The organism is Afipia sp. P52-10, from assembly GCF_000516555.1.
Classification (GTDB): Bacteria; Pseudomonadota; Alphaproteobacteria; order Rhizobiales; family Xanthobacteraceae; genus P52-10.
This window is the reverse complement of record NZ_AZSJ01000003.1, coordinates 458,255-481,275: the sequence shown is the minus strand read 5'-3', so window position 1 is coordinate 481,275 and position 23,021 is coordinate 458,255. Positions and strand designations below refer to the sequence as shown.

20 protein-coding genes are annotated in these 23,021 nt (G+C 64.5%); 9 read left to right on the top strand and 11 right to left on the bottom strand.

The window, feature by feature from the left end:
- The first annotated feature begins 241 nt into the window (after positions 1 to 241).
- The 4 genes from X566_RS03585 to X566_RS03570 all read left to right on the top strand — a co-directional run bounded on the left by X566_RS03585 (position 242) and on the right by X566_RS03570 (position 4,217).
- Positions 242 to 2,410, top strand: coding sequence for an anthranilate synthase component I (locus tag X566_RS03585; protein ID WP_034463546.1), 2,169 nt, complete (start codon positions 242 to 244; stop codon positions 2,408 to 2,410).
- On the top strand, positions 2,407 to 2,865 hold the full coding sequence (locus X566_RS03580) for an SAM-dependent methyltransferase (protein ID WP_034463544.1): 459 nt from the start codon (positions 2,407 to 2,409) through the stop codon (positions 2,863 to 2,865). Before X566_RS03585 ends, X566_RS03580 begins: the two co-directional genes overlap by 4 nt.
- Before the next feature lie 17 nt (positions 2,866 to 2,882).
- Entirely contained in the window at positions 2,883 to 3,422 is a 540-nt protein-coding gene (locus X566_RS03575; protein ID WP_034467737.1) for an adenine phosphoribosyltransferase, read from the top strand.
- Positions 3,423 to 3,542: 120 nt separating this feature from the next.
- Complete coding sequence (locus X566_RS03570) at positions 3,543 to 4,217, top strand: MgtC/SapB family protein (protein ID WP_409337824.1); 675 nt, start codon at positions 3,543 to 3,545, stop codon at positions 4,215 to 4,217.
- Between the two features lie 116 nt (positions 4,218 to 4,333).
- Here X566_RS03570 and X566_RS03565 read toward each other — a convergent pair whose 3' ends face one another.
- The 4 genes from X566_RS03565 to X566_RS03550 all read right to left on the bottom strand — a co-directional run bounded on the left by X566_RS03565 (position 4,334) and on the right by X566_RS03550 (position 8,171).
- Complete coding sequence (locus tag X566_RS03565) at positions 4,334 to 5,002, bottom strand: hypothetical protein (protein ID WP_034463541.1); 669 nt, start codon at positions 5,000 to 5,002, stop codon at positions 4,334 to 4,336.
- 183 nt (positions 5,003 to 5,185) lie between these two features.
- Positions 5,186 to 5,953 carry a hypothetical protein gene (locus X566_RS03560; protein WP_034463540.1) on the bottom strand — a complete coding sequence of 256 codons (768 nt, stop codon included), beginning with the start codon at positions 5,951 to 5,953 and terminating at the stop codon, positions 5,186 to 5,188.
- Between the two features lie 296 nt (positions 5,954 to 6,249).
- Entirely contained in the window at positions 6,250 to 7,416 is a 1,167-nt protein-coding gene (locus tag X566_RS03555; protein WP_034463537.1) for a M48 family metallopeptidase, read from the bottom strand.
- 194 nt (positions 7,417 to 7,610) lie between these two features.
- On the bottom strand, positions 7,611 to 8,171 hold the full coding sequence (locus tag X566_RS03550) for a LemA family protein (RefSeq protein WP_034463534.1): 561 nt from the start codon (positions 8,169 to 8,171) through the stop codon (positions 7,611 to 7,613).
- Positions 8,172 to 8,414: 243 nt separating this feature from the next.
- Here X566_RS03550 and X566_RS03545 point away from each other — a divergent pair, with 243 nt between their 5' ends.
- Complete coding sequence (locus X566_RS03545) at positions 8,415 to 9,821, top strand: adenylate/guanylate cyclase domain-containing protein (RefSeq protein ID WP_034463532.1); 1,407 nt, start codon at positions 8,415 to 8,417, stop codon at positions 9,819 to 9,821.
- 10 nt (positions 9,822 to 9,831) lie between these two features.
- Here the strand turns inward: X566_RS03545 and X566_RS03540 are convergent, their stop codons facing one another.
- From X566_RS03540 to X566_RS03525, 4 genes are all read right to left on the bottom strand, one after another.
- Positions 9,832 to 10,806 (bottom strand): small ribosomal subunit Rsm22 family protein, encoded by a 975-nt coding sequence (locus X566_RS03540; RefSeq protein WP_034463526.1) that lies wholly within the window; start codon positions 10,804 to 10,806, stop codon positions 9,832 to 9,834.
- A gap of 246 nt (positions 10,807 to 11,052) precedes the next feature.
- Positions 11,053 to 14,517: a chromosome segregation protein SMC gene (smc, locus tag X566_RS03535; protein WP_034463524.1), complete on the bottom strand. Its 3,465-nt coding sequence runs from the start codon at positions 14,515 to 14,517 to the stop codon at positions 11,053 to 11,055.
- A 223-nt stretch (positions 14,518 to 14,740) separates the two neighbouring features.
- Positions 14,741 to 15,403: a DsbA family protein gene (locus tag X566_RS03530; RefSeq protein ID WP_034463521.1), complete on the bottom strand. Its 663-nt coding sequence runs from the start codon at positions 15,401 to 15,403 to the stop codon at positions 14,741 to 14,743.
- A 125-nt stretch (positions 15,404 to 15,528) separates the two neighbouring features.
- On the bottom strand, positions 15,529 to 16,020 hold the full coding sequence (locus tag X566_RS03525) for a DUF721 domain-containing protein (RefSeq protein WP_034463518.1): 492 nt from the start codon (positions 16,018 to 16,020) through the stop codon (positions 15,529 to 15,531).
- Between the two features lie 61 nt (positions 16,021 to 16,081).
- Between X566_RS03525 and mutY the strand changes: the two genes are divergently transcribed.
- Positions 16,082 to 17,194 (top strand): A/G-specific adenine glycosylase, encoded by a 1,113-nt coding sequence (gene mutY, locus X566_RS03520; protein ID WP_034463514.1) that lies wholly within the window; start codon positions 16,082 to 16,084, stop codon positions 17,192 to 17,194.
- Positions 17,195 to 17,302: 108 nt separating this feature from the next.
- Here mutY and X566_RS03515 read toward each other — a convergent pair whose 3' ends face one another.
- Entirely contained in the window at positions 17,303 to 17,974 is a 672-nt protein-coding gene (locus tag X566_RS03515; protein WP_034463511.1) for a YafY family protein, read from the bottom strand.
- Between the two features lie 76 nt (positions 17,975 to 18,050).
- Here X566_RS03515 and X566_RS03510 point away from each other — a divergent pair, with 76 nt between their 5' ends.
- On the top strand, positions 18,051 to 18,482 hold the full coding sequence (locus X566_RS03510) for a PaaI family thioesterase (protein ID WP_034463508.1): 432 nt from the start codon (positions 18,051 to 18,053) through the stop codon (positions 18,480 to 18,482).
- Here X566_RS03510 and X566_RS03505 read toward each other — a convergent pair.
- Together X566_RS03505 and X566_RS03500 are read right to left on the bottom strand one after the other, a co-directional pair.
- Positions 18,479 to 19,747 carry a flavin-dependent oxidoreductase gene (locus tag X566_RS03505; RefSeq protein WP_034463506.1) on the bottom strand — a complete coding sequence of 423 codons (1,269 nt, stop codon included), beginning with the start codon at positions 19,745 to 19,747 and terminating at the stop codon, positions 18,479 to 18,481. The two genes, X566_RS03510 and X566_RS03505, sit on opposite strands and share 4 nt — an antisense overlap.
- Positions 19,748 to 19,896: 149 nt before the next feature.
- A complete protein-coding gene (locus tag X566_RS03500; protein WP_034463504.1) occupies positions 19,897 to 21,030 on the bottom strand; it encodes a site-specific DNA-methyltransferase in 1,134 nt (377 codons plus the stop codon).
- A gap of 229 nt (positions 21,031 to 21,259) precedes the next feature.
- On the opposite strand from X566_RS03500, the gene X566_RS03495 reads away from it, so the two are divergent.
- A complete protein-coding gene (locus tag X566_RS03495) occupies positions 21,260 to 22,204 on the top strand; it encodes a neutral zinc metallopeptidase (RefSeq protein WP_034463500.1) in 945 nt (314 codons plus the stop codon).
- Between the two features lie 107 nt (positions 22,205 to 22,311).
- Positions 22,312 to 22,872 (top strand): molybdenum cofactor biosynthesis protein B, encoded by a 561-nt coding sequence (gene moaB / locus X566_RS03490; RefSeq protein ID WP_409337823.1) that lies wholly within the window; start codon positions 22,312 to 22,314, stop codon positions 22,870 to 22,872.
- The last annotated feature ends 149 nt before the right edge of the window (positions 22,873 to 23,021 follow it).

Below are 23,021 nucleotides of genomic sequence, written 5' to 3'. Positions count from 1 at the left end.
AGCCGTTCCGGTGGCTGTTTAGCCGGCATTTGAGCGGGTTCGCACACCGGGCGCCCTTGACAGGCGGGGCGTCCGGTGATGTCTTGCCGGCCATGCGCTCCGCTGCCCAGTACATCCGACTCTGGTGGCCCACCTTCTAAAAGGTGGCCAGCGCGATTCCGTCTTCATCACAATCGTCAAAAGGCCGCCAACGCAGTGCGGCGGTCTTCTGTTCGTTTGCCCTGCGTGTTAGCGAGGACATATGAACAGGACAGTTTTTTCCCTCCCAGCCCGCAGCGAGTATGCCACCGCTGGCGGCCTTACCGTCACCCGGACCATCGAAGGGTTTTCCGGCGGGGCCTCGCTTGATGCCCTGATCGAGCTGCTCGACCGCCGGCGCGGCGTCGTGCTGTCGTCGGGAACGACGGTGCCGGGTCGCTATGAGAGCTTCGACCTCGGCTTCGCCGATCCGCCGTTGCGGCTGGAGGCGACCGGGATCAATTTCTTCATCGACGCGCTGAACGAGCGCGGCAAGGTGCTGATCGCCTTCCTGAGCGAGGTGTTGAACGAGCCTTGCGTGACCTTCACGGCGCGAACCACAACGCGGCTGACAGGCCACATCGTCCGCGGCGAAGCTCCCGCCGACGAGGAGCAGCGCACCCGTCGCGCTTCGATCATGTCGCTCGTGCGTGCGATGATCGCGGCGCTTGCCCATGCCGAGGAGCCGATGCTGGGCCTCTACGGCGCGTTCGGCTACGACCTCGTGTTCCAGATCGAGGACCTGGTGCAGAAGCGCGCCCGCGAGGCGGATCAGCGCGATGTCGTGCTCTACATCCCGGATCGCCTGCTGGCCTATGACCGCGCCACCGGCCGCGGCGTGACGATCGCTTACGACTTCGCCTTCAAGGGCAAGAGCACCCAGGGGCTACCGCACGAGACGCCGGACAGCATCTATGTGCAGTCAGGCCGTCAGGGCTTCGCCGACCATGCGCCTGGCGTCTATCAGGCGACGGTGCAGAAGGCGCGCGAGGCGTTCGCGCGTGGCGACCTGTTCGAGGCGGTGCCCGGCCAGTTGTTCGGCGAGCCCTGCGAGCGTTCACCCGCGGAGGTGTTCCAGCGGCTCTGCAAGATCAACCCCTCGCCCTATGGCGGCCTCGTCAATCTCGGCGACGGCGAATTCCTCGTCTCCGCTTCTCCGGAAATGTTCGTCCGCTCCGATGGCCGCCGGGTCGAGACCTGTCCGATCTCGGGCACCATCGCCCGCGGCGCGGACGCCATCGGTGATGCCGAGCAGATCCGCGAGCTGTTGAACTCGGAGAAGGACGAGTTCGAACTCAACATGTGCACCGACGTCGATCGCAACGACAAGGCGCGCATCTGCGTGCCCGGTTCGATCAAGGTGTTGGCGCGGCGCCAGATCGAGACATACTCGAAGCTGTTCCACACCGTCGATCACGTGGAAGGCATGCTGCGGCCAGGCTTCGATTCCCTCGATGCGTTCCTCACTCATGCTTGGGCGGTGACCGTGACCGGCGCGCCGAAACTGTGGGCGATGCAGTTTGTGGAAGATCATGAGCGGTCGTCGCGCCGCTGGTACGCTGGCGCTTTCGGCTTCGTCGGTTTCGACGGCAGCATCAACACCGGCCTCACCATCCGCACCATCCGCATGAAGGACGGCCTCGCGGAGGTGCGTGTCGGCGCGACCTGTCTGTTCGATTCGGATCCCGCGCTCGAAGACAAGGAGTGCCAGATCAAGGCGGCGGCGCTGTTCCAGGCGCTGCGTGGCGATCCGCCGAAGCCGCTCTCCACCTTCCAGCCCGACGCAACCGGCTCCGGCAAGAAGGTGCTGCTGATCGACCACGAGGACAGCTTCGTGCACATGCTGGCGGACTATTTTCGCCAGGTCGGTGCGGAGGTCAGTGTCACCCGCCACAACCATGCGCTCGAAATGTTGTCGAAGGACACGTATGACCTGCTCGTGCTGTCGCCAGGTCCAGGCCGGCCCGAAGATTTCAAGATTGCCAAGACCCTCGATGCGGCGATCGCGAAGAAGATGCCGGTGTTCGGCGTCTGCCTCGGTGTGCAGGCGATCGGCGAGTATTTCGGCGGCACGCTGAACCAGCTCGCGCAGCCTGCGCACGGTCGTCCCTCGCGGGTTCAGGTGCGCGGCGGCTGCCTGCTCAACAACCTGCCGAACGAGATCGTCATCGGTCGCTACCACTCGCTGCATGTGGCGCGTGACTCGATGCCTGCGGTGCTGAATGTCACGGCAACGACGGAGGACGGCGTGGTGATGGCGCTGGAGCATAAGGCACTGCCGATCGGCGGCGTGCAGTTCCATCCGGAGTCGCTGATGTCGCTCGGCGGCGAGGTGGGCCTGCGGATCGTCGAGAATGCTTTCCGTCTCGGCCAGGACATCCCGAAGGCATGAGCGAGATCCTGCCCATCGGTGTCGTACGCGGTGGGCGGACCGAGCCCGTCGATGACGATTGGGGCCGGGTCGAAGCGGAGATCGTGCTGGATGCGGGCCAGTTCAGTCCGGAAGCCACGGCAGGGCTTGACGATTTCAGCCACATCACGGTGATCTATCAGTTCCATCGGGTGTCGGCCGAGGAGATCACGAGCGGCGCGCGGCATCCGCGCGGCCGTACCGACTGGCCGAAGGTCGGTATCTTCGCCCAGCGCGGCAAGGGCAGGCCGAACCGCATCGGCGTCACCACGTGCGAACTCGTGGCGGTCGACGGGTTGACGTTGCGTGTGCGCGGACTTGATGCCATCGATGGAACCCCGGTGTTGGACGTCAAGCCGCACATGACCGGTTTTGCGCCGCGCGGCGCCGTACGCGAGCCAGCCTGGGTCAAAGAGATCATGAAAGATTACTGGTAAGATTGGACCTGCAACCGATGAGCCTCGAAAGCGATCTCCGCTCTGCGATCAGAAACATACCCGACTATCCGAAGCCGGGTGTCATCTTCCGCGACATCACCACGCTGTTGGGCGATGCGCGGGCGTTCCGTCGCTCGGTGGACGAGATGGTGCAGCCGTGGGCCGGTTCGAAGATTGACAAGGTGGCGGGCATCGAAGCGCGCGGCTTCATCCTGGGCGGTGCGGTGGCGCACCAGGTCTCCGCCGGTTTCGTGCCGATCCGCAAGAAGGGCAAGCTGCCGCATACCACCGTGCGCATCGCCTATTCTCTGGAATACGGCGTGGACGAAATGGAAATGCACGAGGACGCGGTGAAGCCCGGCGAGCGGGTCATCCTGGTCGACGACCTGATCGCCACCGGCGGCACGGCGGAGGGTGCGGTGAAGCTGCTGCGGCAGATGGGCGCTGAGGTGCTCGCGGCCTGCTTCGTGATCGATCTGCCGGCGCTCGGCGGTGCGGACAAGCTGCGCAAGATGGACGTGCCGGTGCGGACCTTGATCTCGTTCGACGGGCACTGATCCGCGCGCGGGGCCGCTCCGCGCAGAACCGGGTTTCCGTTTCATCATTTACAACCGGCCCTATCGGCGCATCATGCATCGGGATTTGATGCATCGCGTGAGGGCCCGGTCATGCCAGAGATGGAAATGCTTGTTCGTCTGCTTGGGGCTGCGTTCCTCGGCAGCCTGATCGGTTTTGAGCGCGAGCGGCTGTTGTGGGCGGCGGGCATCCGCACGCATATGCTGGTCTGCGTCGGTTCCTGCCTGATCATGATCGTGTCGCAGTACGGCTTCGCGCATATCCTGACGCAGGATCACGTCGTGCTCGACCCGTCGCGCGTTGCCGCCCAGGTGGTATCGGGTATCGGCTTCCTTGGTGCGGGCGCGATCCTGGCGCGCGGCGAGATCGTGCGCGGCCTGACCACGGCCGCCAGCATCTGGACCGTCGCGGCGATCGGCCTCGCAGTCGGCGGTGGGCTCTATCTCGCCGCCGGAGCCTCCACCATCATCATCCTGATCATCCTCGCCGGCATCAAGCCGCTCGAGGAAGCCTATCGTGCGCGCAACCAAAGCTGCCAGCTCAAAATCGAGGTCGAAAGTGGCGGCCTTACGCCCGATCAGCTTCGCGCGGCGCTGGATTTGCGGCCGGCACAGGTGAAGCGCTTTCTGGTGGAGAGCCGGAATTCGGAAGGATTCGATCAGCTTGTCGTGCATGTCAGCAAGGTCTCATCGCAGGACATCGCATCCTTCCCGCAACGGCTGAAGGAGCTGGATGGCGTTCGCGATGCCTCCGTGAAGCGAAAGGCCAACGGCTGATTGAGGTCGGTGACGCTAAAGCATGATCCGGAAAAGTGCGAAGCGATTTTCCGAAGGGGGTCATGCTTAAACAAGAAGCTAAGGGCGAGGATGATTCATCCCCATCTCATTGCGCTTTAGAACCTGTGCAGCATCAGGTTCACGCCGAGTTCGCGGAAGCGGAAGAAGCCGTTCCGGATCCACTGGTAGAGCTCGGAGGAGGGATCGTTTGAGGTCTTCAGGAAGTTCGTGAACGAAAAGCTCGCGCGCTCGATGTAGCCTTTGAGAAAGCTAGGCAGGATCGCGATGTCGAGCAGCCGCGCATCGTCGAGCCAAGCTGGAACTTCGCCGAACAGCACCTGCTCGTTGTTGACCGGGATCACGGCGGCATTGTCGAACCGCTCGCGCAGCAGGGCCCAGCCGCGCTGCGAAGTGCGGTCACGGTCGGCGATGTACAGGATGACCGGCTGCACGCCGCGCCGCTCGGCTTCCTTCGCATAGCCGACTTCCCAGGCCATCTTGAAGAAGCCGTCGAAGGCATGAAAGCCGAGATCGACCACCTTCGGCACCTCGTCATGGACGATCAGCCGGTCCATCAGTTTCATCTGGCCGAAGGTATCGTCGATCGTTGCCGTTTCGGTCCAGATCGGCAGATAGTCGATCAGCGACGGCTCGTTGAGGTTGATGTCGAACGCCGAAACCTGGCGGTGCTCAAGCGCAAGATACTCGGTCAGAAGCCGCGCCAGCAGCGTCTTGCCGACGCGGGGGCGGGGCGAGCAGATGATGTAGACGTGCGTGCGGTTCATCGAGGCATGATCCCGCGAGAGGGACCCGGTTCTCGGACATAGATCATGCCGACAGGATCAGACAAGCGAAGAATCGCGGGCGCGATCACATCGAGCAATCGGATGTCACGACCGGGTGCAATTCGCCTGATCGAGGCTGCACCCGGGACGTGCCGTGTCAGACGAAGGAGATGCCGCTCCGGCTCACGCCGATGGCGCTTCCGCCTTGGTGGCCTTGCCGCCCTTGTCTTTTCCAACGATGTCGGTGAGCTTGATGCGGTCGAACTCGCTCCAGACATTGCCCAGCCAGTGTCGCACATAGCCGCGCAGCACGAACGAGTAGTTCGCGGCGTCGTCGCGCTGGCCCTTGTTGGCGACGAATTTGAGGAATGGCACCGAGGCCACCTCCACCTGCTCGTAAGCCATCTCGTTGAGCTTCGGGATGGTGATCTCGGTCGCGTCCTTGATCTTGCGGAAATACGAGTTGTAGGTGGCTTGGTCCCACTCGAAGAAGCTGGTGTTGTTGATGAAGTTCTTCACCAGGAAGTATTTCGCGCCGGACATGAAGTTCGCGGTCTCGGCGATCTCGTCGAGCGAGGCGATCGAGGGGCCGAGGATGTGGAACACGGCGAAGGTGATCTGGCCAGATTTTGCCGCATCCAGGAAGCCGATGTCACGCAGCGACGCCAGCGTTGGCGACAGCAGGCCGGCGCGCACGTCGATGACGGTGACGCTGGCGTTGGCCGTGTTGAGGGTATCGAAAATCTTCATCTGATCGGATGTGGAGGTCACATCGACGATCTCGGTGATCTCCGGATGGAAGCGCTTCAGCGTACCGCGCGGCGCCTCGGTATCGAAGGCGCGGGTGGGTACGTTGTTGGCGCTGAAGTAATCGAGAACGGTCCGGGAAACGGTGGTCTTGCCGACGCCACCCTTGTCCGCCCCCACGACGATAACTGCTGGCTTTGCCATGGTGCCCCTTGAAGTTGTCCCATCGTTGCGACGGTGGCCGGCATTCTCGCCAGGCCAGAGCGCCAGTCACCCACCATCAGTCACCCAGACAATATGTCCTGGATCAGCGATCCAAGTGCAGACGATCCGTGAGCGGCTGATGACCCCTGAGTGACAGGGCCGCGGTTCTGTGCGGCCGCGACCTTGGCAGACACTGGGGGGAATTCAAGGCGTTACAGTGACGTCGGGGTTGCCTTCAGGCAATTCATGGTAAACGCCGCAGGCCGGGAACTGGCTGCCGTCAACCTTTTGCAAAGTCATTGCCGCAGCGTCGGACCGCCGAACGGACTCGCCGGCGCGGCCGGCGATCCCCACGGGCCGGGATGAGAAGCCGGTGATGCATCGGTAGGCATTGCGCCGCCAGCGTCGGGCACCGAGCCGCCAGCAGGGGTGATTTGAGCATTCTGCAGGTCGGCGAGGCGGCCGGGGTCGTGCCCGCCTGCGAATTTCACCAAGGCGCGGACGCGGGAGTCCACCGATGGATGGGTGGCGAACAGATCGGCAAAGCCCTCGCGCGGATTGTCGACGCACATTTCCATAACGGAGGAGGTGACGCCCTCCAGCTCGCCGCGATTTTCGATCTTGCGCAACGCCGAGATCATGGCGTCCGGATTCTTGGTCAATTCCACCGAGCCGGCATCGGCGAGGAATTCTCGCGAACGCGACAGGGCGAAGCGCACGACCAGCGACAGGAACCAGGCCAGTGCAATCAGTACGACAGCGATCAGGATGGCGACGATCGCGCCGCCGCCTCCACCCTTGCGGTCGCCGTCGCTGGAAGAGGAGGAGCGTCCGCCGCTGCCGCCACCAAAGCTCCAGCGGGAATTAAAGACCATGCGGAACACCAGCTCGGCAAAGAAGCCGACAACTCCGGCGATGATGACGGCAACCACCATGAGCTGAACGTCGCCATTGCGAATGTGCGTCAACTCATGGCCCAGCACCGCCTCGACTTCCTGATCGTCGAGGTTCTTCAACAGGCCGGACGTGACGGTGATGGAATATTGCCGCGGATTGAGCCCGCTGGCGAATGCGTTCAGCGCATCCGTCTCCATGATCTTCAGTCTCGGCATCGGAATGCCGCGCGAGATGCACAGGTTTTCGAGCAGGTTATAGAGCCGCGGCTGCTCCTTGCGGGTCACCGTGTGCCCGCCGGTCACCGCATCGATGATCGCCTGGTTGAAGAAGTAAGCGATCACGATCCAGATGGCGGATACGATGGTCGCGATCGGCAGCGCCTTGTAGAGATCGACCCAGGCGGCGCGCAGATAATAGTCCACGGTCCGATCGGGACTGAGGAATACCTCGGCGATCAGCGCGCCTGCATAGACCATCACATAGATCAGCAGGAACAGCCCGACCAGCAGCAGGATCGAGCGCGTCTTGTTCGAGGCGATGTGGGTATAGAGACCGTAAGCGGCCATTCCGCTGCTCCGCTAGTACGAATTTCTGGTCCACCACTAGAATCATGAATTTGCTAGTGTCCCTATCGAATCCGAGGTTCGCTCTGAGCGCGCTGCAAAGGACAGCGAACTTCGGATTCGGGACCGAGAGCGTGATCCGGAGAAACAGGAATCGGCCTCCAACCCGATCACGCTCGAAACAGACGTCGGTCTGTTCAGAACTTCACGCTCGGAGCCTGCTCGAGCTGGCCGCGCTGCTCGCCCAGGTCGAAGAAGTCTTTCCGCGTGAAGCCGAGCGAGGCCGCAAACAGCGCCGCTGGAAGCTGCTGGATGCCGGTGTTGTATTCCTGCACGGCGTTGTTGAAGAACCGGCGCGACGCGGCAAGCTTGTTCTCGATGTCGGACAGCTCGGTCTGCAGCTGCTGGAAGTTCGCGTTGGCCTTCAGGTCCGGATAAGCTTCCGACAGCGCCAACAGGCCGCGGAGTGCGGTGGTCAACTGGCCCTCGGCGGCGGCGACCTGCGCCGGTCCCTGTGCGGTCAGCGCAGCATTGCGCGCCTTGACCACCTCTTCCAGGGTGCCGCGTTCGTGTCCGGCATAACCCTTCACGGTCTCGACGAGGTTCGGGATCAGGTCATGCCGCTGCTTCAGTTGCACGTCGACATCGGCAAACGCCTGGTCGACCCGTTGCCGCATCGCAACCAGGCCGTTGTAGACGCTGAAAACCCAGAACGCGAGGACGACAAGAACACCAAGGACGATCCAGCCGGTTGACATGAATGATGGCTCCTAATGGACGACGAGGCTGCAGCGTAGACGAGAATCGCACCGCACGGCAGGGGGACTATCCCCTTGTTGGTCGTTTGAGGGAGGCGTCCGGTTCAGCGGGCCGTCATGTCAGGATCTGGCATCAGACTGCGGTCGGGCTTCGCCCGCCGCCTTGTCCAGGGAGCGCCGGCATACTATCTGAGCCGACATCGTCGAGGTTTCCCCGAGACGGTTTTGGCATACTGTCCAGCCATGAGCGAACCGCAAGCCCTGTTCGACGTCCTGAGGCATTCGGCCGATCCTAAGGCCGCCGATGCGATCGAACGGCTGGTCGCGAGCGGCAGTGACCGGGCGCTCTGCCGGCTTAACGTGCTGGATTTCGCCAGGGCGAACGGTCTCGATGAGGAGCGGGCGATCGCAGCGTTCCTGCATGCCTCGCGGCTCGGTATCTTCGACATGTCGTGGAATCTCCTTTGCCCCGGCTGCGGCGGCGTGCTGGAGGCCGGTGCGACGCTGAAGTGTCTTGAGCACGACACCTACGATTGCGCCCTGTGTTCGGCCGGCTATGAGCCGACGCTCGATGAGATGGTAGAGGTGACATTCACTGTCTCGCCGCGCGTTCGCAAGATCATCGGCCACGATCCGGACGCTCTGTCGTTCACCGAATACTGCCGGCAGTATTTCTGGGGCACGGGCATCGATCTGCCGGACAATCTGGAACAACACCTCGACGAGTTCACGATCGAGGCGCTGGAGCTGCCAGCGGGCGAGAAGGCGATCGTGTCGATCCAGCTGCCGGCGGAGTTCGTCATCGTGTTCGATCCGGTGACGCATGCAACGCAGTTCATCGACGTGCAGGGCGAGCCGACGCGCGAACGGCAGACGTTGCCGCTGGTCTTCAATGACGTCAAGGCGCAGACCGGCACGGTGACGATGCATCCGGGGCCGCTGCGGATCGCGTTCGACAATCAGAGCGGCCGGCGCGTGCTGCCGGGCATCTGGATCGCCAACGATGCACTGCATCAGATGCTCGGTCGGCGGAAGCCGTTTCTCACCGCCAAGCGGCTTCTGACCAACCAGACCTTCCGCGACATCTATCGCACCGATACCATGGACGTGGACCAGCGGCTGAAGATCACCAGCCTTACGTTCCTATTCACCGACCTTAAGGGATCGACCCAGCTTTACGAGCGGGTCGGCGACCTCGCCGCCTACGATCTCGTCCGCCATCACTTCCGGGTGCTGAACGAGATCGTTGCCGCCGAAACTGGCGCGGTGGTGAAGACCATCGGCGATGCGGTGATGGCGACCTTTCCGACTCCGGACCGGGCGCTCGCTGCGGCGCTGCGCATGCGCGACGCGATGCAGACAATCAATGCCGCGCGCGGCAGCGAGGATTTGCTTCTGAAGATCGGCATCCACGAGGGGCCGTGCCTTGCGGTCACGCTGAACGATCGGCAGGATTACTTTGGCCAGACCGTCAACATGGCGGCGCGCGTACAATCGCTGGCTTCCACGCGTGCGATTTTCGCCACCGGCGCGATCGTCGAGGATGCGGCGTCGTCGAAGATCCTGGCCTCGTCCGGCCTGCATCCGGTGCAGCAGCGTGCAGCGCTGCGCGGCATTTCTGACGAGATGCTGGTCTACGAAATTCCTTGATGCCGATACTTCAGGCGTCGGCTTGAACCGCATCACCCCAACGCCAACGCCGGGCCTGCGCGTAAGCCTGTTTGTCGCGCCGGGGGACGGCGATCCCAGTGACATCGTCCGGCATGCATAGCTTCGCCTCGACCGCCGCCTTGCCGACGCGCGGTGGCGCCAGCACCCGCGACATCGGGGTGGAAACGGGCGCCCGCGAGAGCGCCACGTAGGAGAATTTTTCGTCCTCGAATGGCACTTCGGCGCCCTTCACCAGCATGTGGTCGCGCAGGCGCGGCAGCCGCTGCGCGAAATGGCACCAGTCAGGCAGGACCAGCGGGCAGGCTTTGTCGTGCGGGCAGGGGGCCGCTACATGGGCACCTTGCGCGATTAGATGCGCCCGCAGCGCGATGATGCGCGCGTAGCCGGCCGGTGTGCCGGGTTCGACCACCAGCAAGGTGTCTTGCGTCTTCTGCCACAGTAGGTCGGCGAAGGCGGCCTGATCTGCTTCGGGCAGTTCGCCGAGCACGTAACTTGCCGTGACGAGATCGACACCTGGCGATGTCTCCAGCGCGGTTCGCACATCACCCTGGCGATAGCCCGCGTGGTAAAGCCGCGGATGGCTTTCCATCAGCGTCAGTGCCAGCGCGCGCAGCGCCGGGTTGGCGTCGAGCAGGACGAAGTCCGCCAGCGACGGCAAGGCGCCAGCAGCAGCCCAGGCGGCGGTGCCCGGACCGGCACCGGCATCGAGCAGCGAGACCGGGGCGAAGTCAGGCCGGGCTTTAGTCAGCGCTGCGAGGCAGGCGGTGACGGCAGCATAGGTCGCCGGCATGCGCACCAGCGCGTAGGCCAGAGCGTCGTGTGCGTCGGCGATCGGCTTGGATGTCCCGCCGCTGCGATAGGTCTTGGAGATGGCAGCCGCCCGCGTGGCGAGGGACTGTCGCGACAGCCCTTCGGTCAGCCGCTCAAGCGCGGCGCGCAGCTCGGGCGGAAGCTGAGAGTCCATGGCGTGATCCCAAAAAGTGGGAACTGGTTTTTGGAAGGGATCACGCTCAACTAAAGCATGATCCCGAAGAGTGACGCTGGTTTTCGGATCAGATCATGCCTGCAAAAAGCATGATGCCGAAAGTGGCCTGGTTTTTGGACCCGATCGCGCCGACGACGCGCGATGTCCGCGCGTGGCGAAGCAGGTTTTGGATCAGACCACGCGCCGCAAAGCGCGTGGTCTTGTTTTCGTGTTCGCGCGGTGCGGTCAGGCGACGGCCGAGTCCCTGATCTGCACGGCGCCTTCGAGGTCGACCGAGACGAGCTGCGACACGCCGCGTTCGGCCATGGTCACGCCGTACAGCCGGTTCATCCGCGCCATCGTGATCGGATTGTGGGTGATGATGATGAAGCGGGTTTCCGTGGACTTCGTCATCTCGTTCAGCAGGTTGCAGAACCGCTCGACGTTGTGGTCGTCCAGCGGCGCGTCCACCTCGTCCAGTACGCAGATCGGCGACGGGTTGGTGAGGAACACGGCGAAGATCAGCGCCATGGCGGTCAGCGCCTGCTCACCACCGGAGAGCAGCGACAGCGACTGCGGCTTCTTGCCCGGCGGCTTGGCGATGATTTCGAGGCCGGCCTCGAGCGGGTCGTCGCTCTCGATCAGGTGCAGTTCCGCCTGACCGCCGCCGAACAGTTCGGTGAACAGCCGTTTGAAGTGGCCGTTGACGATTTCGAACGAGGTCAGGAGCCGCTCGCGGGCCTCCTTGTTCAGGCTGCCGATGCCTTGGCGCAGGCGCTTGATCGCCTCGACCAAGTCGTCACGCTCGGTGGTCAGTGAGGTATGCTGGGTCTCGACCTCGCGGAGCTCTTCCTCGGCACGCAGGTTGACGGCACCGAGCCGCTCGCGGTCCCGGCGCAGCTTTTCCAGATCGGCTTCCACATGCTCGACCGGCGGCAGCTCCGCACCCGGCTCGATCTCCGCCATGGCGGCCACGGCCGACGGTTCGACTTCGAGCATGTCGTGAATTTCGCGCTCGATGTCCTGCAGGCGGCGCTTGGTGCCTTCCATGCGCTCTTCGGCGCGGGCCGTGGCCTCGCGGGCCGACGACAGCGCTTCCAGCGAGGCGCGGGCGACGCGGTCGGCTTCCGCCATCTGGTTTTCCGCCTCGGCGAGCTTGTCGGCAGCCTCGCGGCGTGCGGCTTCCGCGGCTTCGATCTCCGAGATCAGCGCGTTGCGCTTCTCGGCGAACACCGTCGGCGCTTCCTCCAGCTCGGCCCGCTCGGTACGGGCTTCGCCGATGCGCGCTTCGATGGTGGCGATCTGCGAAGCGGCGCCATCCTTGCGTGTCTGCCATTCGTTACGTTCGGCGCCGATCGCCTGCAGACGACGGTCGGCAAGCTCGGCTTCGCGGGCGAGCGCCTGCGCCTCGGCGCGAACCTGCGCCGCGGCGGTGCGGCGGCCGGCGATGTCCTCGCGCACGGTGGAAAGCCGCGCCTCGGCCTCTTCGGTCGGTGCCAGCTCGGCGATCGCTTCCAGCGCGGTCTCATGCGCGGCATGGGCCTCGCTGCGATCGCTGGTCAGGCGGTTGCGGGCTTCGGTGAGCGCGGAGTTGCGCGCCGCGTGGCGGTTGATCTCGCGCTCAGCGTCCGCATAGCGCTCGCGGGCGGCGTCAGCCTCGCGCTGGGCGTTGCGCCAAGTTTCGCGCGCCGACGTCTCGGCGATGGCGGCGGTCTTCAGCTCTTCCTCGGCCATCTCCAGCTCTTGCCGGCGGGTGGCCGCATCGATCTTGGCCTGTTCCAGGTCGGCCTCGATGTCGACCAGCCGGGCGCGTTCGGCGAGGCGTCGGGCCGCTCCGGTCGGAGCGTGGGCGGCGGCGACGAAGCCGTCCCAGCGCCACAGGTCGCCTTCCGGCGACACCAGCCGCTGGCCGGTCTTCAACTGGCCTGCAAGCTCGCTGCCGCGCTCGCGGCTGACGACGCCGATCTGGCGCAGGCTGCGATGCAGTTCGACCGGGGCCTCGACGTGATCGGACAGCCGCTCCACGCCTTCCGGCAGGCTCGGATCGTCGTCATAGGAGCCGGCCTGCGTCCAGCGCATCGGTGCCGACGGATCGACCGGCGCATCGAGGTCATCGCCGAGTGCTGCGCCCAGCGCCTTCTCGTAGCCCTTCGCCACATGCACGCCGTCGATGATCGGCGGCCAGAGGTTCTTGGTTTCGCCATTGACGATCTTGGAGATCGTGCGTGCTTCGGTCTCCAGCCGCTGCACGCGCCGATCGGCATCGGCGAGCGGCGCGCGCGAGGCTTCGAGCTTGGCGCGGGCGGCGACATGCGCCGCTTCGCTGGCGCGGGTCGCGGCTTCCGATTCGGCAAGGAATTGTTGCGCCGTCTCGCGGGCCTCGGCCAGTATCTCCAAGTCACCGAAGCCGCCGGTGGCCTGCACCAGCCGTTCGATCTCGAGTTCGACGTTGCCGATCTCCTGGTCGAGTCTTGCCACGCGATCACGGTGGGTGCGGACGTTCGCTTCCAGCGAATTGCGCTGCGCCGTCAGCGCGGCGAGCGCAGTGGTCAGTTCGGAGAACACCTTCTCCGCCTCGGCGAGTGTTGCCTCCGCCTCGGCGACGCGGCCATCGACGCCGCTGCGCTGTTCGATCTTCGCCTTGATCTCTTCCTTCAGCGTCGCATCCTCGGCGTCGAGGCGCGTCAGCGCCACGTCGGCATCCGAGGAGAGGCGCTGTTCGCGCTCAATGTCGGCGGTGAACTGCGACAAGCGACGATCGAGTTCGCCCATGCGCTCGCGGGCGCGGGCTTCCTCGCGGTCCAGCATCTCGCGCGTATTGGTCAGGCGCTGCAGGCCGGCGGCGGCGGCGGCCTCATTCTCGCGCAGGCCCGGCAAGTCGGCGGCACGTAAGGCCTGCAGGCGAGCGGTTTCGGCCTGCTCGCGGGTCCGCTCGGCGAGGTCGCGCACGGACACGTCGTGGACATGGGCGGCGTCGTTGACGTCCGCATGGGCGGCGAGCCAGCGCAGGTGGAACAGCATCGCCTCCGCCTTGCGCACCTTGGCGGCGACCTCGCGATAACGGATCGCCTGCCGCGCCTGACGCTTCAGGCCGTCGATCTGGCCGGAGAGCTGGCCGACCACATCCTCGACGCGGGTGAGATTGGTTTCGGCTGCCTTCAGCCGCAGCTCCGCCTCATGGCGGCGCGCGTGCAGGCCGGCGACGCCGGCGGCGTCTTCCAGCACGCGGCGGCGCTGTTCGGGCTTCGCCTGAATGATCTCGCCGATCCGCCCTTGGTGGACGAGAGCCGGCGAGCGGGCACCGGTTGCAGCGTCGGCGAACAGAATCTGCACGTCGCGTGCCCGCACTTCGCGGCCGTTGATGCGATAGGCGGAGCCTGCCTCGCGCTCGATACGGCGGGAGATTTCCAGATAGTCTTCATCGTTGACCGCCGCAGGCGCCGTGCGCTCGCGGTTGTCGATGCTCATTGACACTTCGGCATGATTGCGCGACGGCCGGTTGCCGGAACCCGCGAAGATCACCGAATCCATGTCAGCTGCGCGCAGCGACTTGTGCGAGGTTTCACCCATCACCCAGCGCAGCGCTTCGACCAGGTTGGACTTGCCGCAGCCGTTCGGGCCGACGACGCCGGTCAGACCAGGCTCGATATGAAAATCCGTAGGCTCAACGAAAGACTTGAAGCCGTGCAGGCGGAGTCGCGTCAGTTTCATGGAGTACTGGTTCTTTCAGCAGGCAAACGATCACGTTCGCCGCGGGGCTGTCATTCGAATCTATACCCAAAGGGCACTGAGTCGCATCCCGCGACAAGCGGTCCGGACATTGACCAGACCACTCCCCCGCTGCAACCGCCTTACTCAGCTTTTCCAGACATTTAGCTGGGCGCTCGCGGATCAAAAATAGCTGTTGATCCGCCGGGTTCCACCTTCCAAAGCGTCAGCTTTTCAGGTTCGGGTCGATCAGCTTCTGGAAATCTTCGAACGAGGCGCCACCCTTCAGCCGGGTTCCATTGACGAACAGCGTTGGCGTGGAATCGACCTTCAGCTTCTCGAACGCGAAGTCCTGGCCCTTCTTGATGGCGTCGAGCATGCTCTGGTTGCTCAGACAGGCATTGAAGGTGTCGTCGCTCATGCCGGCCTGTTTACCGATCCGGCGCAACTGCTCGGACGTGTCCTTCAGCACCCAGTCGTTCTGGGAGGCGAACAGGATATCGATCACAGCGAAATACTTCTTCGGATCATCCTTGCCGACGCAGCGCGCCAGCATGGAACCAGCAGCGGCTTTGATGTCGAGCGGGAATTCGCGGAAGATGAAGCGGATTTTGTTGGTATCGATGTATTCTGACTTCAGCTTCGGGAACACCGTCTTATGAAACTCGGCACAATGGCCGCAGGTCATCGACGCATATTCCACCACGGTCACCGGTGAGTTGGTTGCGCCGAGTACGACGTCGCCGAGCGGCGAGGGCTGGGCGAGATCGGTAAGACTCACGTCCTGGGCAAATGCGCTGCGGATCAGGCCCAGCGGCGAGGCGCCCGCTGCGGCAACGAGTGCGGTCAGGGACAGGGCGGCGGTGAACTCGCGACGGGTGAGGGTCAAAGGCTTGCTCCTGAAACGGCGTGGGGCCGCCGGACCTGGCGGTTGGTTGCCGGAACCCCGGCAGTGGCTAGCTTGAAACAGGCATTGTGGCAATGGCAGGCCGATGGCGGCAGGCCTGCCCGGACTCAATTTCGCTTGATTGGCTTTGTGACGGCCGCGCCGAGGCGGGCGAGCGCATCCTTCAGTCCGTCATCCTCGACCGCCGTCAGGCCCTTGGCGATTTCGGCGACCTTGGCGGCGTCGAGCTTCTTTGGCGGCCGGCGCGTTTCGGGTCGCGTCAACGGCGCCTGCCGCAGCGATAGCCGCCCCACCGCCTGCCAGCCGAGGAAGCGGTTCACTCGCTCCAGGATCACACCCGAGCTGTGCTGGATTTCCAGCGCCATCGGCCCTTCCACTCGCAGCACCAGCGTCGCCGGTTCCGGTGGCTGGTCGCCGACCGGTCGCTGCCACTGGATCTTCAGCGGCTGCGAATGCTCGGCGATCTCGGCCCCGGCGATCTCGGCCCAGCGCGTCACCAGTTCGCGCGAGGCGAACCCCTGCTTGGCGAAGACGTCGTTGACCGTCTTGCCGATGATCGCGGCAAGCGGTTTGGCAAAAAGGGGACCGGGCTTGGACATTTGGTCAGGAAACGGTTGGCATCCACTTGTCTCGCAGAAACCACTCTGCGACACCTGAGGCATGACCTTATCAGGGGCAGCCGTCAGGCGGAAGAAAGCCGAAGCGCGTGCGGGGGACGAGGCGCTCGCCAGCCGTCCCGCGCAGCTGCTCGCCTGGTATGACCGGCATCGCCGGGTGTTGCCATGGCGGGCGCGGGAGGGCGAGCGCAGCGATCCCTATCGTGTGTGGCTGTCGGAGATCATGCTGCAGCAGACCACGGTGAAAGCCGTCGGTCCATATTTCGAGAAGTTCACCCAGCGCTGGCCGACAGTGGAAGCGCTGAGCGCGGCCTCGCTCGACGACGTGCTGCGGATGTGGGCGGGGCTTGGCTACTACTCGCGGGCGCGCAACCTGCACGCCTGCGCGGCCGTGGTGTTGCGCGAGCATGGCGGTCGATTTCCGGATACCGAAGACGGCCTGCGCGCGCTGCCGGGCATCGGCGCCTATACGGCGGCGGCGATCGCCGCGATCGCCTTCGATCGCCCGTTGATGCCGCTCGACGGCAATATCGAGCGCGTGGTGTCGCGACTCTATGCGGTCGAGGAGGAACTGCCGAAGGCGAAGCCGAAACTGCAGGCGCTGGCGCAAACCCTGGTCTCGCCGGAGCGGCCTGGCGATGCCGCGCAGGCGGCGATGGATCTCGGCGCCACCATCTGCACGCCGAAGAAGCCGGCCTGCGTGCTGTGCCCGTTGACGGACAGGTGTGCCGCGCGCGCGGCGGGCACGCAAGAGAGCTTCCCGCGCAAGACCCCAAAAAAGAGCGGTGCGTTGCGGCGTGGCGCAGCCTTCGTGGTGATCCGCGATGCGGACATCCTCGTCCGCACCCGGCCGGAGAAGGGCCTGCTCGGCGGCATGACCGAGGTGCCGACATCGGACTGGATTGTCGATCACGACGATGAGCTGGCCTTGCAGGCGGCGCCGGCGCTCGCGGGCGTCAAGCGGTGGCACCGGAAAGTGGGAGTGGTGACGCACGTGTTCACGCATTTTCCGCTGGAACTCGTCGTCTACACGGCGCATGCGCCGCGCGGTTCGCGCGCCCCGCGTGGCATGCGTTGGGTGCCTATCGCGACGTTGAGAGAGGAGGCGTTGCCCAACGTCATGCGCAAGGTCGTCGCGCACGGGCTTGGCGAGTAGCGCCTCAGAGTCTGTTTTTGGAGGGGCTGATTTCTTTGAGCATGATCCTCGGGTCGCGCCCGTGGACAAGCCTTGTTGGAAAACCAGTGCCACCGTTCCGGATCATGCTCAGTGCCGCTGCTTGAGGTAGGTGGAGAGATCGCGGCCGGCCTGTTCGACGAAGCCCTGATCGCTGATCGTCACCTGCTGCATGCGGTCGAGCCGGAATACGCGAAAATCGTTGCGATCGGGGCACCACGAGATCAGCAGCCAGCCATGAGCATAGGTGGTCAGCGCCAGCGGATGCACCAGCCGTTCGGTGTGCTGCTGGGCGGCATCGCGGTAGCTGAAGCCGAGCAGCTTGCTCTGGCGGATCGCCTTGCGCACCAGTGCGGCGCATCGCGGGGCGCGCTGTTCGAACAGCTGCCGTGCGCGCAGTCGCCGCTGCGAGGGCGGTGGCGTCGGTTGCTCGGCCCAGGCCGCGTCGATCTTGGCACGGGCCTCGCGGGCCGCGGCGGCGAGCTCGGGATCGCCGACCTGTTCGACGAAGGCGAGCCCGAGCGCGATGGCGTCGAGCTGGTCGTGGCCAAAGGCGAGTTGCGGCAGGTCGACGTTCCCCCGGAGCATGTAGCCGACGCCAGCCTGCCCGTCGATCGGCAGGCCCATCGCCTGCAGGGTTGCGATATCGCGATAGATGGTGCGGACCGATGTCTCCATCGCCGCGGCGAGATCCTCGGCGCGGATCAGCGGCTTCGCTTTTAGCCGGGCAACCAGATCGATCAGGCGGTCGGCACGTCGCATGGCGAGCTCTCCTGACCCCACGCTGTCAGGAGAGCGGTGGTAATGCAAGGTGTTTCAACGTTTAAGAGAGACGGGAATGGTCCGGACCGCGCTCGATGATTTTCAGATGCCGCCATGCTCGCAGCTTCTCGGCTGGACGATGTTGGATGCGAAGCCGGACGAGGGATGGATTCGCCTGAGCTTTCAGGGCCGGCCGGAGTTTTGCAATCCAGCGGGCTGCATCCAGGGTGGATTCCTGACGGCGATGCTCGACGACACGATGGGGCCGGCGGCGTTCATCATGACCGGCGGCAAACTTTATACGCCCACCGTGACCATGACGGTGAACTTCCTTGCCCCGGCCAAGGTCGGCACGATCTATAGCGAGGCGAAGGTGGTGCAACTCGGCAAGACGGTCGTGTTCGTCGAGGCGAAATTGACCGACGGCGATGGCGTCCTTCTCGCAACCGCAACGTCTACGTCGCGGCTGGTCGATGCGGTGAAGGCGATACGTCAGGCTCTGCGCTAGGCTTTGGCGGCGAGCTGCACGATCGGCGGTTTGGCGTTCAGTGCATCGACCTGGAAGCCCGCCACGCGCTTGTAGGTGCTGGCGATGTCTTCAAGCTCGGCCTGCGACAGCACGTCGGTCACGACATCGAAGCCGTCCGGCGCGCGCTCTTCCACGAGCTGCATCACCTGCTCGGGACCGTTGCGGCGGTTGAGCCGCACGAGCTCGGCCGTCGCGGGGCGCCGCTCCGTCTCGTAAGCCTCAAGCGCTGCAACCGTGGGACCCTTGGCAAGAAGCTCGCGCGCAAGCGTGCGTGCATCGAGGATCGCCTGCGAGGCGCCGTTCGAGCCGATCGGATACATCGGATGCGCGGCATCGCCCATCAATGTGACGCGGCCGAAGGTCCAACGATCGAGCGGATCGCGATCGACCAACGGATATTCGTAGACGTGGCTGCAGTGTTCGATCAGCGTCGGCACGTCGAGCCAGCCGAAGCGCCAGTCCTCGAACCACGGCAGGAACTCGTCGAGCCTGCCGGCGCGGTTGTAGTCTTCGCGCCGCCATTGGTAGCTCGGGTCGAGCGTGCGCTCGGCGATCCAGTTGATCTGCTGCCGACCTTGTGAGTCCTCTTGCGAGATCGGGTAGCAGACGAATTTCACGTGCTGGTGCCCGGCCATGATCATGGTCCGGCCGGACAGATAGCTGTCCCCGGTGGTGATGCCGCGCCAGAGGATGCGGCCGTTCCAGATCGGAGCGCCCTCCTGCGGATACAGCGTCTCGCGCACAGCGGAATGGATGCCGTCGGCGGCGATCAGCAGCGTGCCGTCGCGACTGCCCTGTGGCTTGCCGGTCGCCTTGTCGATGAAGGTGGCGCGTACGCCGTCCGCGGTCTCGTCCCAGCCGGTGAGGTGATGGCTGGTGAGCACGTTGTCGCGGCCGATGCGTTCGAGCACGGCATCGAGCAGGATCTGCTGCAGGGTGCCGCGATGGATCGAGAATTGCGGCCATTTGTACCCGGCATCGAGCCCGCGCGGCTCTGACCAGATCGGCTTGCCGTGCTTGGAGAAGTAGGCAAGCTCCTTGGTGCGAACGCCGGCGGCGTCGAGCTTGTCGAGCAGGCCGAGTTCGATCAGTTCGCGGCCAGCATGCGGTAGCACATTGATGCCGACGCCGAGCGGCTTCAGTTCGCTCACGCTCTCGAACACGCGACAGGACATGCCGATCTGATGCAGGCTGAGTGCCAGCGCGAGACCGCCGATTCCGCCGCCTGCGATAAGGATGGTCATGCGTCAGCCCTGGTGCTTGCGTGAATTCGGCCAGGGTGATGGCATGGCGGAGTATGGCGCGGCAACCCCGTCTTGCGACTGACGTGGGCATATGGAAGGCATGCGAACGCCGGGCGAGATATCCCGACGTTCGGTTGCGAATGATAGGGTCAGCTTGCCGCCATCTTGCTGCGGATTTCAGCGCGCAATTCGTCGATCAGCTTCAGGCCCTTCTTGGTCTCGATGTGCCAGAAGGTCCAGCCGTTGCAGGCCTCCGAGCCTTGCGCGACGGCGCCGATGCGGTGGATCGAGCCGACCTTGTCGCCGAGCGCGATCGCACCATCGGCGCGCACCAGCGCACCATGGCGTTTCTTGGCATCGACGAGCTTCGTGCCCGGCAGGATCATGCCGCGGTCGATCAGCTCGGAGAACGCCACGCGCGGTGCGCCACGCGCGGTCATGAACGGCGCCAACGTATCCTCGGGCAATGGTTCCACGGCGGCGATGCGGGCTTCGGCTGCCTTGGCATAGGCGTGCTCGCGCTCGAAGCCGATGTAGTTGCGGCGCAGGCGCTTGGCGACGGCGCCGGTGGTGCCGGTGCCGTTGAATGGGTCGAGCACGACGTCGCCGGGCTTCGACGATGACAACAGCACGCGCGCGAGCAGGCCTTCTGGCTTCTGCGTCGGGTGAACCTTCTTGCCGTCGCTCCCCTTGAGGCGCTCCTCGCCGGTGCAGAGCGGGATCAGCCAGTCGGAACGCATCTGCACGTCCTCGTTGGCTGCCTTCAGCGCTTCGTAGTTGAACGTGTAGCCCTTCGCGTTCTCGTCGCGCGCAGCCCAGATCATGGTCTCGTGCGCGTTGGTGAAGCGGCGGCCACGGAAGTTCGGCATCGGATTCGACTTGCGCCAGACGATGTCGTTCAGGATCCAGAAGCCGAGATCCTGCATCATCGCGCCGACGCGGAAGATGTTGTGATAGGAGCCGATCACCCAGATCGTCGCTGACGGCTTCATGATGCGGCGGCAGGCGAGCAGCCATGCGCGCGTGAAGTCGTCATAGGCGGCGAACGATGAGAACTTGTCCCAATCGTCGTTGACCGCATCGACATGCGACTCGTCGGGGCGTTTCAGATCGCCCTTGAGCTGCAGGTTATACGGCGGATCGGCGAACACCAGATCGACCGATCCGGGTTGCATCCTCGCCATTTCGGCGACGCAATCGCCCACGATGATGTGCGATTGCAACTGAGATTCCAAAGAGAAGCGGGGCGTCTTAAGAGACGCCCCGCGACGCGACACACCCATGACTCAAACTCTGACTCAGGCGACGCAGCCGGCGACGCGGGACTAACTAAAACCGACTGGTGTGATCCTGACCGAGCTAGGTAAAAATCGACTTAATTGCGAGCGGTTTGGCGCTAGGCAATTTTTGCCGAGCGCGCTATGGATGGGTGAGAGGAATTTTCGCTGGTATCGTCGTGTGATAGCGCGGCGCCGAAGCGGGGTCGCAACGTGGAAATGAAGGAGAGCCGCCATGCGCTACGATGACTTTCGTCGCAGCGACAACATTGACGACCGGCGCGACGACAGCGGCGGGTTTGGCGGTGGCGGCGGCGGTTTCGGTATCCCGATTGGCGGTGGCGGCGGGCTCGGCATCGGCACGATCCTGGTGCTCGGCCTGATCGGCTGGGCGGTCGGCATCGATCCGCGCATCCTGATAGGCGGTGCCGAAATCTTGTCGGGTGGGGGTGGCGCGCCGTCCATTCAGATGGATCGTCCGTCGCAGACGAGCGCCAAGCGCGGCGTTCCGCAAGACGAGATGGGCAGCTTCATCTCCGGTGTGCTCGGCGAAATCGATGATCGCTGGACGGAGATCTTCCAGGCGGCCGGCCAGCAGTATACCGGCCCGCGCGTCGTGCTGTTCCGCAACGCGACCAACGGTGGCCGCTGCGGCATGGCGCAGAGCGCGATGGGGCCGTTCTATTGTCCTCCGGATCAGCAGATATTCCTCGACACCAATTTCTTCCGTGAGGTCGAGACGCGTTTCCGCGGCTGCTCGGGCAAGGCTTGCCAGTTCACCGCCGCCTACATCATCGCGCATGAGGCGGGACACCACGTTCAGAACAAGCTCGGCATCCTCTCGCGCGTGCAGCGCCTGCAGCAGCAGGCCGGCAGCCGGGCGGAGGCGAACGCGCTGCAGGTGCGTGTCGAACTGCAGGCGGATTGCCTGTCCGGTGTCTGGGTCAACAAGGAGAAGCAGAAGCGGCCGAACTTCCTCGAGGAAGGTGACATCGATGCTGCGCTGCAGACTGCGTCGGCGATCGGCGACGATACCTTGCAGCGCAAGGCGCAAGGACGCGTGGTGCCGGACTCGTTCACTCACGGTTCGGCGGAGCAGCGCCGCCGCTGGTTCATGATCGGCTATCAGCAGGGCTCGGTGCAGGCCTGCAACACCTTCGCGCCCGGCGTGAACCTATAGCGTGTTCTCCCGATCGGGGCGGCCGCGTCGGCGCCAAGCAAGGATGCGGAGTTCCGATCAAGATCATGCTCGATAACCACGTCAGTCCTTATTTGGCGGCCCAAATGATGTCAGCAGATCAGGCCCGTGCGTTCGTTCCGCTCAACATCGCGGTGTTGACCGTCTCCGACACCCGGGCATTGGACGATGACAAGTCGGGTAGCACGCTGGCGGAGCGGCTGACGGCAGCGGGGCATCGTCTCGCCACCCGCAACATCGTGCCGGACGACGTCGAACGCATCCGCAGCCAAGTCCAGATCTGGATCGCCGATCCGAACATCGACGTGGTGATTACCACCGGCGGCACTGGCTTCACCGGTCGCGATGTCACGCCGGAGGCCATCGAGCCTTTGTTCGAAAAGCGGATGGACGGCTTCTCCATAGCCTTCCACATGCTGAGCCACGCCAAGATCGGCACCTCGACGATTCAGAGCCGGGCAACCGCGGGCGTCGCGGGCTCGACCTACATCTTCTGTCTGCCGGGTTCGCCTGGTGCCTGCCGTGACGGCTGGGACGGCATTCTCGCCGCCCAACTCGATTACCGCACGCGGCCCTGCAACTTCGTCGAGATCATGCCGCGGCTGGACGAGCACCTGCGCCGCGACAAGGCGAAGGGTGCCACGCTCTAACGGCGGATTGATCGTCGCATCCCGCCGAGTCACGGCATGCGCCATACGCAAGCCGACTAGCGTCGAAGCCGACTGGGATGCGTCCCGGAGCGGTGGCGCTGGCGATCACCGAAGGAGCGCGCGGCGCGGGCAATCCACCGCCATAACCG

What these genes read in the sequence shown, in the direction of transcription:
- X566_RS03585 (WP_034463546.1), top strand. Translation starts at nt 242, where the DNA reads ATGAACAGGACAGTTTTTTCCCTCCCAGCCCGCAGCGAGTATGCCACC.
- X566_RS03580 (WP_034463544.1), top strand. Translation starts at nt 2,407, where the DNA reads ATGAGCGAGATCCTGCCCATCGGTGTCGTACGCGGTGGGCGGACCGAG.
- X566_RS03575 (WP_034467737.1), top strand. Translation starts at nt 2,883, where the DNA reads ATGAGCCTCGAAAGCGATCTCCGCTCTGCGATCAGAAACATACCCGAC.
- X566_RS03570 (WP_409337824.1), top strand. Translation starts at nt 3,543, where the DNA reads ATGGAAATGCTTGTTCGTCTGCTTGGGGCTGCGTTCCTCGGCAGCCTG.
- X566_RS03565 (WP_034463541.1), bottom strand. Translation starts at nt 5,002, where the DNA reads ATGAACCGCACGCACGTCTACATCATCTGCTCGCCCCGCCCCCGCGTC.
- X566_RS03560 (WP_034463540.1), bottom strand. Translation starts at nt 5,953, where the DNA reads ATGGCAAAGCCAGCAGTTATCGTCGTGGGGGCGGACAAGGGTGGCGTC.
- X566_RS03555 (WP_034463537.1), bottom strand. Translation starts at nt 7,416, where the DNA reads ATGGCCGCTTACGGTCTCTATACCCACATCGCCTCGAACAAGACGCGC.
- X566_RS03550 (WP_034463534.1), bottom strand. Translation starts at nt 8,171, where the DNA reads ATGTCAACCGGCTGGATCGTCCTTGGTGTTCTTGTCGTCCTCGCGTTC.
- X566_RS03545 (WP_034463532.1), top strand. Translation starts at nt 8,415, where the DNA reads ATGAGCGAACCGCAAGCCCTGTTCGACGTCCTGAGGCATTCGGCCGAT.
- X566_RS03540 (WP_034463526.1), bottom strand. Translation starts at nt 10,806, where the DNA reads ATGGACTCTCAGCTTCCGCCCGAGCTGCGCGCCGCGCTTGAGCGGCTG.
- smc (WP_034463524.1), bottom strand. Translation starts at nt 14,517, where the DNA reads ATGAAACTGACGCGACTCCGCCTGCACGGCTTCAAGTCTTTCGTTGAG.
- X566_RS03525 (WP_034463518.1), bottom strand. Translation starts at nt 16,020, where the DNA reads ATGTCCAAGCCCGGTCCCCTTTTTGCCAAACCGCTTGCCGCGATCATC.
- mutY (WP_034463514.1), top strand. Translation starts at nt 16,082, where the DNA reads ATGACCTTATCAGGGGCAGCCGTCAGGCGGAAGAAAGCCGAAGCGCGT.
- X566_RS03515 (WP_034463511.1), bottom strand. Translation starts at nt 17,974, where the DNA reads ATGCGACGTGCCGACCGCCTGATCGATCTGGTTGCCCGGCTAAAAGCG.
- X566_RS03510 (WP_034463508.1), top strand. Translation starts at nt 18,051, where the DNA reads ATGGTCCGGACCGCGCTCGATGATTTTCAGATGCCGCCATGCTCGCAG.
- X566_RS03505 (WP_034463506.1), bottom strand. Translation starts at nt 19,747, where the DNA reads ATGACCATCCTTATCGCAGGCGGCGGAATCGGCGGTCTCGCGCTGGCA.
- X566_RS03500 (WP_034463504.1), bottom strand. Translation starts at nt 21,030, where the DNA reads ATGGGTGTGTCGCGTCGCGGGGCGTCTCTTAAGACGCCCCGCTTCTCT.
- X566_RS03495 (WP_034463500.1), top strand. Translation starts at nt 21,260, where the DNA reads ATGCGCTACGATGACTTTCGTCGCAGCGACAACATTGACGACCGGCGC.
- moaB (WP_409337823.1), top strand. Translation starts at nt 22,312, where the DNA reads ATGTCAGCAGATCAGGCCCGTGCGTTCGTTCCGCTCAACATCGCGGTG.